The sequence below is a fragment of the Actinophytocola sp. genome (genome assembly GCF_035712165.1).
In the GTDB taxonomy this organism is placed as follows: domain Bacteria; phylum Actinomycetota; class Actinomycetes; order Mycobacteriales; family Pseudonocardiaceae; genus DASYTH01.
In genome coordinates, this window is record NZ_DASTBH010000068.1 from 1 (window position 1) to 14439 (window position 14439).

11 protein-coding genes are annotated in these 14439 nt (G+C 71.4%); all 11 read right to left on the reverse strand.

What is annotated here, in order from left to right:
• On the reverse strand, positions 1 to 4023 hold a 4023-nt coding region (locus VFO68_RS03235), incomplete at its 3' end, for a beta-ketoacyl synthase N-terminal-like domain-containing protein (RefSeq protein WP_325156618.1).
• A gap of 133 nt (positions 4024 to 4156) precedes the next feature.
• Positions 4157 to 4861, reverse strand: coding sequence for an AfsR/SARP family transcriptional regulator (locus VFO68_RS03240; protein WP_325156619.1), 705 nt, complete (start codon positions 4859 to 4861; stop codon positions 4157 to 4159).
• 385 nt (positions 4862 to 5246) lie between these two features.
• Positions 5247 to 6506 carry a hypothetical protein gene (locus tag VFO68_RS03245; protein ID WP_325156620.1) on the reverse strand — a complete coding sequence of 420 codons (1260 nt, stop codon included), beginning with the start codon at positions 6504 to 6506 and terminating at the stop codon, positions 5247 to 5249.
• Positions 6499 to 7947, reverse strand: a complete 1449-nt coding sequence (locus VFO68_RS03250) for an MFS transporter (RefSeq protein ID WP_325156621.1) — start codon at positions 7945 to 7947, stop codon at positions 6499 to 6501. Before VFO68_RS03250 ends, VFO68_RS03245 begins: the two co-directional genes overlap by 8 nt.
• Before the next feature lie 36 nt (positions 7948 to 7983).
• A complete protein-coding gene (locus VFO68_RS03255) occupies positions 7984 to 8736 on the reverse strand; it encodes a thioesterase II family protein (RefSeq protein WP_325156622.1) in 753 nt (250 codons plus the stop codon).
• A 17-nt stretch (positions 8737 to 8753) separates the two neighbouring features.
• Complete coding sequence (locus tag VFO68_RS03260; RefSeq protein WP_325156623.1) at positions 8754 to 9446, reverse strand: hypothetical protein; 693 nt, start codon at positions 9444 to 9446, stop codon at positions 8754 to 8756.
• Between the two features lie 34 nt (positions 9447 to 9480).
• On the reverse strand, positions 9481 to 10536 hold the full coding sequence (locus VFO68_RS03265; RefSeq protein WP_325156624.1) for an HAD-IIIC family phosphatase: 1056 nt from the start codon (positions 10534 to 10536) through the stop codon (positions 9481 to 9483).
• Positions 10536 to 11672: an acyl-CoA dehydrogenase family protein gene (locus VFO68_RS03270; RefSeq protein ID WP_325156625.1), complete on the reverse strand. Its 1137-nt coding sequence runs from the start codon at positions 11670 to 11672 to the stop codon at positions 10536 to 10538. The genes VFO68_RS03265 and VFO68_RS03270 overlap by 1 nt, the downstream gene beginning before the upstream one ends.
• 25 nt (positions 11673 to 11697) lie before the next feature.
• Positions 11698 to 11961: an acyl carrier protein gene (locus VFO68_RS03275; protein WP_325156626.1), complete on the reverse strand. Its 264-nt coding sequence runs from the start codon at positions 11959 to 11961 to the stop codon at positions 11698 to 11700.
• Positions 11962 to 11977: 16 nt separating this feature from the next.
• Positions 11978 to 12895 carry a 3-hydroxyacyl-CoA dehydrogenase family protein gene (locus tag VFO68_RS03280; protein ID WP_325156627.1) on the reverse strand — a complete coding sequence of 306 codons (918 nt, stop codon included), beginning with the start codon at positions 12893 to 12895 and terminating at the stop codon, positions 11978 to 11980.
• Positions 12896 to 12898: 3 nt separating this feature from the next.
• Positions 12899 to 14439: SDR family NAD(P)-dependent oxidoreductase (locus VFO68_RS03285; RefSeq protein ID WP_325156628.1), on the reverse strand; the 1541-nt coding region annotated here is incomplete at its 5' end.

A 14439-nucleotide genomic window follows, 5' to 3' on the forward strand; every position in this document is an offset into this window, starting at 1 on the left:
CTTGATCGACCCCAACCACACCGGCCGGCCCTCCGGCCGGTCCTGGCCATACGTCGCCAAGATCGCCTGCGCCTCGATCGGGTCCCCCAACGTCGTCCCGGTACCGTGCGCCTCCACCACATCGACGTCCCCGGCCGACAACCCGGCATCCGCCAACGCCGCCCGAATCACCCGCTGCTGCGACGGCCCATTCGGCGCCGTCAACCCATTCGACGCACCATCCTGGTTCACCGCCGAACCCCGCACCACCGCCAACACCCGATGCCCCAACCGCCGCGCGTCCGACAGCCGCTCCAGCAGCAGGACCGCGACGCCTTCCGCCCAACCGGTGCCGTCCGCGGCGGCCGCGAACGGCCGGCACCGGCCATCGGCGGACAGGCCGCGCTGCCGGGAGAACTCGACGAACACCTCCGGCGTCGACATCACCGTCACCCCACCGGCCAGCGCCAGCGAGCACTCCCCCCGCCGCAACGCCTGCACCGCAACGTGCAACGCCACCAGCGAGGACGAGCACGCCGTGTCGATCGACAGCGCCGGACCTTCCAGCCCGAGCGCGTAGGCCACCCGGCCGGAGGCCACGCTGCACGAGTTGCCGATCAGCACGTGTCCCTCGACGCCCGCCGGCCCGCGGTCCGCGCCCTCGCCGTAGTGGTGTGCGGCGATGCCGGTGAACACGCCGGTTCGGCTGCCGTGCAACGACTTCGGGTCGATCCCGGCGTGCTCCAGCGCCTCCCACGACACTTCGAGGAGCAGCCGCTGCTGCGGGTCCATCGCCAGCGCCTCACGCGGCGAGATCCCGAAGAACTCCGCGTCGAAGCCGCCCGCGTCGGCGACGAACCCGCCCCGCCGGGCGTAGGTCCTGCCCAGCCGGTCGGGATCCGGGTCGAACAACGCCGCCACGTCCCAGCCCCGATCGGCCGGGAAGTCCGACACCGCGTCGACGCGGTCATCCACCACGCGCCACAGGTCGTCCGGAGATCCGATGCCGCCCGGCAGCCGGCAGCCCATCCCCACGATCACGATCGGGTCGGCCGACGGCGCACCGGCCGGGTCGGTCTCCCGTGGCTCCTCGGCAGGCGCCCCGATCAACTCCGACCGCAGGTACCGGGCCAGCGACCGCGGCGTCGGGTAGTCGAACACCACCGTCGCCGGCAGCCGCAGCCCGGTGGCCAGGTTCAACCCGTTGCGCAGTTCCACCGCGGTCAGCGAGGTGAAGCCCGCGTCGGAGAAGGCGCGGTCGGCGCCGAACCCGCCGGGCGCGCCGGCTTCCAGCACGTCCGCGACCGCGGATCGCACCAGGTCCAGCAGCACGGTCTCCCGTTCGGCGTCGGGTACGGCCAGCAGCCGCCTGCGCATCGCATCGAGCGCCGCGGCCTCCGGCCCGGTGCGGCGCGCGGGCGCGCCGACGAGTTGGTGCAGCAGAATGGGAGCGGGCGCCGACCCGCCGGCCGCCGGGGATCCGGTGGAGTGCCGCAGGGCGACGAAGCCGGGGGCGCCGGCCGCCAGCGCGGCGTCGAGCATCGCCATGGCCTCCCGGGCGGACAGTGCCGTGACGCCGGGCAGTTCCGGGGCTCCCACCGCGTCGTGCCACGCGACCGACACCGCCGGCAGACCCCGCGCGACCCGGTCCAGGACCAGCGCCTCCAGCCCGGCGGCGGTCGCGCCGTGGTCACTGCGGCCGGCGGCGCCCAGCGCGTCGGCCGCCGCCGTGATCACCACGAACGCCGACACGTCGTGACCCGCGGTGAGCTCGTCCAGGTTGCGCAGTCCCTCCACAATGGACGGGCCGGCGGCGCCGGGTGCCGCGTACACCACGCCGGTGATCCGGTGGTCCGCCAGCACGGCCGCCAGCGCGTCCCGATCGGCCAGGTCGCAACCGGCGACCGAGACGCCGGCGCCCAGACCGGTCAACCGGTCGCCCAGGGCGCCCGGGTCACCCCCGGGCGGGCCGATCAGCAGCAGGTGCCGGACCTGGTGGCTGGTCACCAGGTGCTCGGCGATGGTGGCGCCATCGTGGTGGCCACCGGCATCGGCGACCACCACGGTCTCGCCCGGGTCGAACGGCGGAAGCGGGCGTGCGGCGGCGGCGACCCGGATCAGCCGGGGTCGCAGCACCACGCCGGAGCGCACGGCGAGCAACGGCTCGCCGGACGCGATCGCGACCGGCAACGCGCCGGCCGAGGACTCCGCGCTGTCCAGGTCCACCAGGGTCAACCGGTCGGGGTGCTCGGTCTGCGCGGATCGCAGCAGTCCGGTCACCGCCGCGTGCAGCGGATCCGGGGCGCCGTCGTCCGGTCCGGCACAGACGCCGTGGCGGGTCAGCACGACCAGCCGGGAGGTCGCCGGCCGGTCGCCACCGAGCCAGGCCCACAGCAGATCAGCGGTGTCCCGAAGCACATCGCGCCCCGGGTCGGCATCGCCGGCGGCCACCTCCAGCACCGCCACGTCCGGCCCCGGCACCGCACCGTCGCCGGGCCCGGTGGACAGCGGCTCCCAGTCGAGCCGGAACAGTGACTCGTACCGGTCCGGCACGGCGAGCAGCCGGGCCGGCCGGTCGAGCAGTTCGCGGCGGCGCAGCCGGCCCGAACCGTCCCGAGGCAACTCGCCGACCTGATAGATCTCCTGGGGTAGCTGGGAATCCCGCAACCGCTGCCGGCACACCGCGATCAGCCGGTCCGGCGCGGGCCCGACCGGGCCCGCCACCACGAACGCCACCGGCACCTCGCCCGACTCCGGGTGCGGCCGGCCGACCACCGCCACGTCCGCCACCCCGGGGACCGCGCGCAGGGCGTCCTCGATCAGCCGCGGGTTCGTGCGCTCCCCGTCGCGCACGATCAGGTCCGCGACCCGGCCGGTGACCGTGAGATGTCCCGACTCGTCGCGGCGGGCCAGATCGCCGGTGCGGTACCACCCGTCGCGCAGCACGGACGCCGTCAGCGCGGGCAGGTTGTGGTATCCGCCGGCCATCACGTTCGGCCCGCTCACCCACACCTCGCCGGCCCGGCCGGAGCCGACGTCGACCCCGGTCTCCGGATCCACGAGGCGCACGCTCAACCCGGGCACCGGCAGGCCCGCCGCCGGGCCGCCGACCGCGACCGGTCCGCAGGTCTCGGTGCTGCCGTAGCAGTCCACCAGCGGCGCTCCGAAACGCTCCACAAAGGACGATGCCAGGTGTTCGCCGGACGCGCCGGCGACCAGACCCAGCCGGGGCCGGTGCGGTGCACCGTCCGGTGCCGCCTCCACCAGCCCCGCACAGGTCGCCTGCGTCGCGACCACGACCGTGCACCGGTCGGCGGCCAGCGCGGTCAGCAGTTCCTCCGGGGACCGGCCGCCGGTGATCCGCGCGGTGGCGCCGACCGCGATCACGCCGAGCATCCCGAGGCCGTGTCCGATGTGGTCGGACAACGGCAGCGCGGACAGGATCCGGTCGTCGGCCGAGAGGCCGAGCACGGGTGCGTAACAGGCCGCGACCGTCCACAGCGCATTGCGCTGGCTGGACAGGACTCCCTTGGGCGGTCCGGTCGTTCCCGGCGTGTAGTTGAGGAAGGCCAGGTCGTCGAGTTGGAGGTCGTCCGACGCCGGGCTCGCCGGTTCGGTCTCCGCCAGGTCGCCGAAGCTCTCGGCGCGCACCACGCGCAGCCGCGGCCGGTCCGCCAGCAGGCGGGTCACCTGGTCGAGGTGCGCCGCACCGGTGAGCACGAGTTCGGCGCCGCTGTCGTCGAGTACGTGGGCCAGTTCGGCGTCCGTCCATCCGGGACTGACCGGCACCCCGATCGCACCGGCCCGCAGGACCGCGATCGCGCTCTCCACCAGGTCGACACTGTTGCCGAGACAGATCACCACCCGGTCGCCCGGGTACACCCCCAGCTCGGCGAGGTGTCCGGCGAGTCGCGCAGTGCGGCACTGCAACTGCGCGTAGCTCACCGCCCGCCGGTCATCGGCGAACGCGATCTTGGCCCCCAGACGCTCGGCGTGTGCCAGCAGCAGTTCGGGCAGCGGCCGGATCAGCTCGGTTCGCAACATTGTCAGACACTGCCCATCCACTATTGCATCCAAAATGCAGCCGACTGGACGATTTCAGTATGCCCCGCGGCGAGTTGGACAGCACGCCTGACCGTTCTACGGACAGCCCATCCTGAAGTAACCGGGCGTCAATTCACGCCACCAGCATCGGCGCCTGAATAGAAGCGTCGTGTTCGAGAATCATGTGTTGCAGCCGCTGCAGCTCCCGGCCCGGCTCGATTCCGAGGTCGTCGACCAGAGCGGCCCGGGTGCGCCGGTAGATGGTGAGCGCGTCGGCCTGCCGGCCGGACCGGTACAGCGCGAGCATGAACTGCATGCACAGCCGTTCCCGCAGCGGTTCGGACTCGGTCAGCACCTCCAGTTCCGGAGTGATCTCGCGGTGCCGTCCGCATTCGAGCTCCGCGTCGAAGCAGTCCTCGAGCGCGAGCAGCCGCTCGTTCTCCATGGCCACCAGCTCCGACCAGGTGGTCCCGCGCTCCACCAGATCGGCCAACGCCCGGCCCTGCCAGAGCGCCAGCGCCTCCCGGAGCAGGCTCGTCCCGCGCCCGAGCGAACCGGCCGCCAGCGCGGTGCGGCCCTGGTCGACCAGCCGCCGGAAGTAGTGGATGTCAACGGAGTCGGGGTCGACCTGCAACCGGTACCCCGGTGGGTGGGTGAGCAGCGTCGCCGAGTCGTCGCTGCTGGCCGCCAGCATCCGCCGGATGGCGGAGACGGCGTTCTGCACCATCTTGCGAGCCGTCAAGGGGGGTTGGCCGTCCCACAGGGCACGCAGCATCCGGCTCGTCGGAACCACGTGGTTGGCGTGCAGCAGCAGGTAACCGAGAACGGCCCGTTGCACCCAACCACCCAAATCCAACTGCCGGTCCTCATCAAAGACCTCTAATGAACCAAGTAAGCGAAAGCGCATCGATTCTCACCCCTAGATACCGTTCTCGTCGGTCGCATCTGGCGCGGGATCATGGTCACACGCCGGGCCGCTCGGACGAAACCCCGGCCAATTCGGGCCGGCCGGCCGCCCGCACCCCGCACAGCGGAGCAAAGTACCTGGTCAGTGCCCGGCACATGAAGAATCCACGAGGGACGGGTGAGTACATCAGACGACTGTCTGGAGAACTACCGCACAACCATGAGGCGCGCACCACGGAAATGCGCGGGAAACCGGTCTTTCGAACATGGTTGAGTGGCGCCCGTCGCGCACGGGCGCCACTCGACTACGGAAACGCTCAGTCCGGGATGGACCGTTGCCGGTTGCCGGACCCGAGCTGCTGCCAGGCATCCGGGCTGAGCACCATCCCGGAGGGTGTCGCCCCGGCGATCCTCAGCCACAGCCGCGGGTTCACCAGCAACATGGCGGACACGACCAGCAGCGGCAGGGCGGCCGGCGGATCCCACCGGGCGGGCAGCAGTTCCTCGGTGCTGCCGGCATAGCGCCCCCGCCCGGTCAGGACGTTCCACAGTTCGGCGGCGACGTCCCGGCGACGGTGGCCGAGCTCGCCGTGGCGCAGCACGGCCATCAGGGCCATGTGGGTCCGCACGCCGGTCCGCCCGGGGGGCGCCGGCACGGGCCGGTCCCCGCGCGAGACCGCCAGCAGCCGGCCGACCAGGTCGGCCCCGGCAAGCTCGGCGTTGACCGGCTCCACCAGCCGGGGGTTGATGTCGATCACGCGGGCGACGCCGTCCGGACCGATGATCGCGTCCACGGACAGCGCACCGTGCCAGCGGAGCTCGGCGCCGAGCGCGGCGAGATGCTCCCGCAGCCGCGGCAGGCTGACCGACTCCTTGGCGGCGGCGCTGCCCTGCACGCCCTCGTGCACCCGGCGCACGGCGTGCGCGGCCACCAGCTCACCCTGGTCGAAGACCGTCTGCATCAACACGAACGAGCCGGTCACCGGCCGTTGCACCAGAACCGGCCAGCCGCGCCCGAAGGTGTCGATCACCTCGGGCCGGTCGGCGACCTGGTGCAGGGTTCGCGGCCCGTCGACGAGCCACACCCCCCGGCTGCCCGTCGCCACCGGAAGCTTGACGTAGCAAGGAAACTCGCCGGTCGCGCGCAGCTCGCCGGCCGAGCTCACCACCTCGGTGTCCGGCTGGGGCACGCCCAGACCGGTCAGCAGGCGCACCGCCTCCGCCTTGTTCTGCACCCTGGCAAGGGACTCGAAGGGCGGTACGGCGACCGCGACGCCGAGACCGGCCAACTCCCCCGGATACCGGGCCAGCACCGCGATCTGCTCGTGCGTGGGCAGGACCAGGTCGTAGTGCTGCCGGCGCAGCACCTCCACCAGCGCGGTGAGGTAGCCGACCGGGTCGGACCCGAAGGCGGGGACGGGGTGGCGCCAGCGGACCCGGCGGGTGACCGACAGCAGCCCGTCCCGCCGGGGTTCCAGCACGCCCACCGCGTGGCCCTGCCGGGTCAGCACGGTCACCATCTCCCGCGCCGAAGCGCTGACCGACTCGGTCAGCAGCACCCGAAGTGGTTCAGTCATCTCGACCACCGCCTACCGCAAGGGATTCCGGGACGGCGCGCACGACCGCCACGACCAGCAGCGCCGCGCCGCCGAGGAACAGCACCGACATCGTGCCGATGGCCAGCCGGTAGTTCCCGGTGATCTGGACCACCGCTCCGAACAGGATCACGCCGAACGCGCCCAGGCTGCGGTTGACGATCTCGAACAGGCTGAAGTACTCGGCGCTGCGGCCGGCCGGCGTGAGGTTGGCGAACACCGCGCGCGACAACGCATAGCTGGTGCCGTTCACCAGGCCGACCAGGATGCCGATCAGGACCAGGACGGCCATCGCGCCGGGCCGCACGGTCACCTGCAGGCCGACCACCACCAGCCACACCGCGAGGCTGGCCAACAGGATGACCGGCGCGCCGAACCGGCTGGCCAGCCGCCCGCCGAGCATGGTGCCCAGCACCGCGACCATGCTGACCAGAAGCACCCCGAGCACCAGCAGATCCTGGGAGACCGCCAACTCCTCGGTGACGAACGTGGTGCCCTGGCTGCTGATCACCAGGATCGCGCTGTTGTAGAGGAGGAACGCCACCAGGAACACGGCCGCGCCGCCTCTCCGGGGTTTTTTGCGGTTGTCGCGTTCCGGGGAACGGGTGCGAGGTCCGGTGGATTGTGGCTGGGTGCCGTCACGGTCCCCTGAGGTGGCGGTTGGCCGGACCAACTCGGTCCACATTCGGCGGAACTCCCCCAATCCGGCGCCGCCCTGTTCGGTGCGGATCACCGTGCCCGGCAGCACCCGCGCCGGCAGCAGGCTGAACCCGGCCCACCACAGCCCGGCGAGCATCAGGCAGACCGACGCCGCAGCGTCCTCGGACAGGCCAAGGGAGTCCCGGGCCAGCACCACCGAGATGCTGACCACCAGGAGCACCACGGTGCCGAGGTAGCCGGCCGCGGCGCCCCGGGAGGACACGTCGGCCCGGTCCGGCGGCGCGGCGATCTCGGGCAGGTACGTGTCGTAGACGACGACCGAGGCGCCCAACGCCAGCGTGGCCGCCACGAACAGCAGACCGCCGGCCAGAAAGCTCAGGTGCGACACCAGCGCCAGCCCGACCGTGGCCGTGCCACCGAACACCGCCAGGGCGCCGAGCAGCCGGTTCCTCGGCACCCGGTGGGCCAGAGCGCCGGCCGCCGGCAGCACGAGCACCTGCAGGATCAACGACAGCGCGACGAGGAACGGGTAGAACGACTCGGCGCGAACCGGCAGCCCCAGCGGGTGGACGAACCCGGCCGGGTCCGCCGCGTCCTTGGTGATCCCGGTCAGGTAGGGACCGAAGAACATCGACGTGACGATGGTGGTGAACACCGAGTTCGCCCAGTCGTAGGCGTACCAGGCGAACCGCACCCGGGACCGGGGCGCAGGCGGCGCGGCGGGTTCGATGGGGTCGATCTCAGCCGGCTGCAGGATGGTCATCGCTCGTCCCCCACTTCGATCGACTTGTCCGGAGCCTCACGACAGAGGTGCGGTGCAGAGCAGTTCCGATCGCATGACGCCGAGCACGTCCGCGGTGTGCTCCTCGGTGAAGAAGTGCCCGCCGGGGTACATCCGGCACTGGAACCGCGCACTGGTGTGCGTGGCCCACTCCCGCATCTCCCACTCCTCGGCCCGCGGGTCGGACTGTCCGCCGAACGCGGTCAGCGGAATGGCCAGCGGCAGGTGCGGTTGGTAGCGATAGGTCTCGTTGACCGAGAAATCCGCGCGCAGCAACGGAAGGAACGCCTCGAGCAGTTCACGGTCGCGCAGCAGCATGTCCGGCGTGCCGCCCATGCGGCGCAGTTCGTGCACGAGCCGGTCCACCGGCAGGTCGCGAAGCCGGGTCCGGGTCTCGGCCAGGTGGGGCGCGGTCCGGCCGGACACGAACAGGTGGACCGGCGCCGGGGCGCCGTTCGCCTGCAGCCGGCGGGCCAGCTCGTAGGCCACCAGCGCGCCCATGCTGTGGCCGAACAGCGCGTAGTGTCCGGTGAACTGGTGACCGAGGTCGGTGACCAGGTCGTCGACGAAGGCATCGACGTCGTGGTAGGCGGGGACCCGGTACCGCTCGGCCCGCCCGGGCGGTTGGACCGGGCACACCGCGATCTGGTCACCGGCAACCCGTTGCCAGCCACCGTAGGCCGCGGCGCTGGCGCCCGCGTGGGGGAAGCAGAACAGCCGGGGCCGGGTCAGCGTCGGCTCGCCGAGCGGCAGCCATCGGGTTCCTTGCACTGCTTGCGATTTTCCGGTCATATCCACACCTCTCCGTGCACCGGGGCAGGGCCTGTGCCGATCGGGCGCAGGCGCCGGATGTTCATCCGGACCGCCAGACCGACGACCAGGATGTCGCCGACGATCTCGCCGGCAATCGTCACCGCGATGAAGGCGCCCGGCGGCAGCCAGATGAACGCGGCCAGCCGGAACACCGCACGCAGCAGGAAGTAGCAGCCGGCCAGCACGGTCGCGTCGCGGGCGGTGCGCCGGTAGATCTCGGTGTCCCGCACCCACGGTGACAGCGACAGGAAGTCGGGGGTGGCCGAGGCGAACAGCGGGCGTCCGATGAGGACGCTCACCATGGTGTAGCTGCCCATCAGCAGGTCCACCCCGGCCACGGGCACGAAGAACAACGCCAGGCTGCGGGAGATCACGGCGGCCGCGGCGGACATGAACACGAACACCATCACCAGGGCGGCGATGAAGCCGGCGCGCCCGGCCCGCCGGTCGACCAGGAACAGCCCCGCGGCGGTCAGGCAGGCGAGCACCGCGCCGATCTCGACACCGAGCGCCGCCGAACCGGCCAGGAACGTCAGGCCGGGCAGCAGCGTGTTGCGCAACATGCGCGGCAGGGCGATGGCAAGCACCTGCAGGGTCGCCCTCGTCGTGTTGGGATGCAGCCCCGCCAGGCCCGGCGGCGGCCGCCCCAACCAGCTCACAGCCCTCATCTTCCGCTCCTCGCGTGCCTGCCCGACCCGGCGCTCATCCCAGGTTCACGGTCAGATAGTCCGGAAAGCCCTGGATTCGCTCGAGGTCGGACTCCAGCACCAGCTGTGCGCCGTCGCGTTCCACCTCGGTGAAGCCGGCGAAGGCGAAGGTCACGTACATCACCCGGTTGCGCCCGGTCTCGACGAAGTCCGCGCGGAACACCGCGCCGTCCGCCTTGGCCAACGACATCAGGTGGTTGAGCAGCACCGTGCCGACGCCGCGGGCCATCACCCGGCAGGACATCAGCAACATGCGCAGGTGCCAGGCCGGCCGGCCGCACTCGGCCAGTGCCAGGCCGATCGTGCCGTAGCTGCCGTAGCGGTCGGTGAGCGAGGCGACCAGCAGCAGGTGGTCCGGAGACTGCCGCAGCTCGTCCAACTCCTCGTAGGAGTAGGTGCGGCCGGTGGAGTTGAGCTGGTTGGTGCGCACGGTCAGTTCCTCCGCGCGCCGCAGGTCCTCCAGCTGGGCCGGCCGGATGGTGAAGTGCATGTCCAGCGTGGCCAGGAACTCCTCGCTGGTGCCCTGGTACTCCTGCTCCTGCCGGTTGCGTTCGACGTCGCCGCGGTACATGAGCCGGCGCAGCTTGGACTCGTCGGTGACGAACCGCGGCTCGAACGCCGGGTTCTTCAGCACCGTGTCGACCTCCAGCGCGTCCACCGTGATCACCGAGGGATGCGCGTGCTCCACCTCGGCCCGCTCGAACGGCTGGTCGTCGACGAACGCGAGCGCGTCGATCCCGATGTTGATGGACTTCGCGATCTGTTCGATCGAGGCGGACTTCGGGTTCCAGTTGATCTGCGGGTAGAGGAAGTACTCGTCGAGCCCCTCCGCCCGCAGCCGGGCCATCGCCGCGTCGTAGTCGTTCTTGCTGGCGATCGAGTGCAGGATGCCGATGTCGTCGAGCCGGCGGATCTCTGCGACGACCTCCGGGCGCACGGTGACCTCGCCACCTTCCAGCAGCGTGCCGTCCCACAGCGTGTTGTCCAGATCCCACACCACGCACTTGATCCGGCCGCGCTTGGCCAGGGCCTGCGCACGTTCGTCGGTCATCACGCCACCTCCCGGTAGGCTTCTTCGGCGATCGTGGTCTGCTGAATCTCGGTGCTGCCCTCGATGATTTCCATGATCTTGGAGTCCCGGTAGAGCCGGGCCGCCGGATAGTCGGGGCTGCATCCGTTGGCGCCGTGGATCTGTACGGCATCGCTGGCCGCGGCGGTGGCGGCGGTCGACGCGTGGTACTTCGCCACCCAGGTGGCCATGATCGTGGCCGGGTCCCCGGCGTCCTTGAGCCGGCCGGCGTGCTCGCACAGCAGGCGGGCCGCGCGGGCGCTGGTGACCATGTCGCTGATCTTTCGGCGGATCAGCTGCAGGTCACGCAAACGTCCATCATGGACAGTTCGGCGCGAGGTGTAGGCGACGCAGGCGTCCAGGCAGGCTTGGACGATACCGACCGAGCCGCAGGCGACGCTGTAACGCCCCAGGTCGAGCGCACCGGTCATCACGGTGCCGGCCGCCCAGCCCGGCGGGCCGATCATCGCCTCGGCGCCGACCCGGACATCCCGCAGCACGATCTCGGCGATCATGCTCGACCGGGTGCCGAGCATGTTGGGAATCGGCGTGATCTCCACCCCGGGCGTCTGGCTGGGCACCAGGAAGGCGCTCATGCCGGGACCCGTGCGGGCGAACACCAGCAGCAGGTCGGCGACCTGGCCGCCGGTGATCCACTTCTTGTGCCCGTTGATGACCCAGCCGGACCCGTCGGCCTCGGCGAGGGTGCCGGCCGCCGTCGCGTCGCTGCCACTGTCCGGTTCGGACAGACAGAACACCCCGAAGGTGTCCCCCGAGATCAGCGGCGCCAGCCAGCGGTCGCGCTGCTCGGCGCTGCCCCAGCGGCCGACCGACCACGACACCATGCCGTGCACGGTCAACATGCTGCGCAGCCCGGAACAGCCCCGGCCGACCTCCTCGTGGATCCGGCCCAGCGTGACCATGTCCAGTCCGGCACCGCCGATGTCGACGGAGAGGAAGGGCGCCCACAGGCCCAGCTGGCCGACCCGGTCCAGCAGGGACCGCGGCAGCCGCTCGGTGCGGTCGAACTCCTCGGCGTGCGGTACGACCTCGTCGTCGACGAACGTCCGCACGTCGGCGAGGACGGCCTCGGGGTCGAGGCTCATGGCGGTGCTCATGGTGCGTCTCCCGGGGTGGCGTCGGTCAGGCGTTGGACGCCTGGCTGGTGGGTGCGTTGAGCCGGTGCACCAGTTGCACCATCGCGTTCACCGAGCGGAAGTGGTCCAGCCTGAGCTCGTCGTTGGGGATCTGGGTGCCGAACGTCTTCTCGACGAACATCACCAGCTCCATCGCGAACAGCGAGTTCACGAAGCCCAGAGCGAAGATGTCCTGGTCGTCGGTGAGCTCGATGGCCGGATACTTCGCCGTGATGAACCGGCGCAGGTCGGCACGTGCGGTGTCGGACATGGTCTCTACAACCTCCTCAGTTTTCGGATCCGGACCGGACCGCGGCGAGATGGCCGTTCCGGCCGGCACGATCGGCCGGTCCTCGTGAGTCGGGGCCGTGACGGTAGAAACCCTCGCCCGACTTCCGCCCGAGCAGCCCGGCGTCGACCATCTGCTTGAGCAGCGGACACGGGCGGTACTTACTGTCGGCGAAGTGCTCGTGGAGCACCTCGATACTCTGCAGGACGGTGTCCACGCCGATCAGGTCGAGTGTCTCGAGTGGACCCATCGGATGCCCGAAGCAGCTGCGGAACACCTCGTCGACGGCCTCGGCCGTGGCGACGCCCTCATACACCAGGTACGCGGCCTCGTTCATGAAGACGTGCGAGACCCGGTTGGAGATGAACCCGCAGGAGTCGTTGACGTCGATCGGCTTCTTGTCCATCGACGCCAGCAGCTCACGCACCGTGGCCAGCGCCTGCGCCGAGGAGTGGTGGCCGGGAATGAGCTCCACGGCCGGCTTCATCGGCACCGGGTTCATGAAGTGCACGCCGACGACCTGTTCCGGCCGCCCGGTCCACGAGCCGATCCGGGTGATCGGGATCGCCGAGGTGTTGGCGACGAAAACGCAGCCGGGCTGGCAGACCGCGTCGAGCCGGCGGTAGAGCTCATGCTTGAGCGACTCGTCCTCGGGGATGTTCTCGATCACGACCTCGGCGTCGGCCAGCAGGTCGAGCCCGGTGCCGGCCGTGATCGCGGCGAGCACCTCGCCGGCGTCCACCGCGGGCCCGCCGAGCATCCGGCTCATCCGGCAGTTCAGCTCGATACGTTCCAGCGCGGAAGCCACCGCGTCGGCGCTGATGTCCACCAGCCGGACCGCATGTCCGCTCTGCGCGAGGTTCTGCGCGACACCAGCGCCCATGATCCCGGCGCCGACCACTCCTACCACGGTCATCGCTTACTCCTTGTCGATCGCGTTGGCGCCGGCCACGACCTTGCTGAGCTCCCGTACCGTCGGGTGCTCGATCACGGCGGCGATCGGGACTCCGCCGTAGCCGACCCGGATCCGGCCCATCAGCCGGACCGCGGTCAACGAATGGCCGCCCAGCTCGAAGAAGTTGTCGTTGGCCCCGATCCGGTCGATGCCGAGCACCTCGCACCACAGTTCGGCGATGGCGGACTCGTGGCCGGGCGCCGGGGGCTCGTACGGGGTGGACAGCGGCGGGCGCGGGTGCCGCTGCTGCACCGCTTCGCTCTCCCGGACCTCCGCCACGCCGGTCCACTGGGCCAGCCGGGGCAGCAGCGGCCCGCTGGAGACCACCAGCTGGCTCACCCGGCCGGCCACCGCGAGCGCGCGCTCGAAGATCTCGACGCCCTCGTCCGGGCGCATCCAGTACTCCTTGATGGTGGTGGCCGGCATCGGGTGGTCCTCCTCGTCCCGCAGGCCCCACCCCTCCCAGTTGACGGACAGCCATCGTCCGGCGGTGGTTCGCGCGTAGGCGTCCATCCCGGAGTTCGCGGCGGAGTAGGCGGCGAACCCGAGTCCACCGAGGACGGAGGACAGCGAGGACACGGTCATCCGCACCGGGGCGTCGGTCTCGCCGAGCACCTCGTCGAGCACCCAGAGTCCGCCGATCTTGGCCGCGAAGTGGGCCTGGCACTGCGCGTCGGTCATCTCGGCGGCCAGGCCGAAGTACCGCGCGTCGGACACACCGGCCCCGTGGATCACCGCGTCGATCCGCCCGAAGCGTTGCCGTGCCTGGCACACCACCGCGGCCATCTGCTCCGGGTCGCCGACGTCGGCGGCCAGGGCCAGTACCGCCACCCCGTGCTCGCGCAACCGTTGCACGGTGCGGATGTGCCGGCTGGCCCGGTCGTCGTGCGGGTGCTCGGCCAGCCAGGCCGGCCAGCCCTCCTCCGGCGGCAACGGCGTGCGGACGGTGAGCACCAGCTGGCAACCCCGGGTGCTGGCAAGGTGCTCGGCGAGCAGGACGCCGACGTCGCCGAGCCCGCCGGTGATCAGCACGGTCGCGCCGTCGGCGAGCGGCCGCCGCTCGCGCGGCACCTCGTCCAGCCGGATCCGCTCGAAGGTCTGCACCCAGCGGTCCGTCCGGCGCAGCGCCACCTGGTCCGTGATCCCGGTGCACGCCTCGGCCACCACCTCGGCGGCGAGCGCGGCGAGCCCACCGTGGGCGGCGGCGCAGCCGGGGACGTCGATGTCGACCAGCCGGCAGGTGATGTTGGGCACCTCCTGCCCGATCACCGGGCCGAGACCGGTCAGGGTGCCGTGTTCGGGATGGCGAAGGTCGCCCCCGGTCGCTTCCACGGTGCCCGGCGTGAGGAACACCAGCTCGACCGCACCGGCCTGTTCGGCGACGGCGAGCGCGCCGGCCAGGGCCCGCGCCGCGTGGAAACCGTGCGCCTGCGCGGTGTCGAACGACTCCTCGGCCGCGGCGCCGAGGGCCCACCCGTGCAGCACGGTGCCCGGCCGGCCGTGCT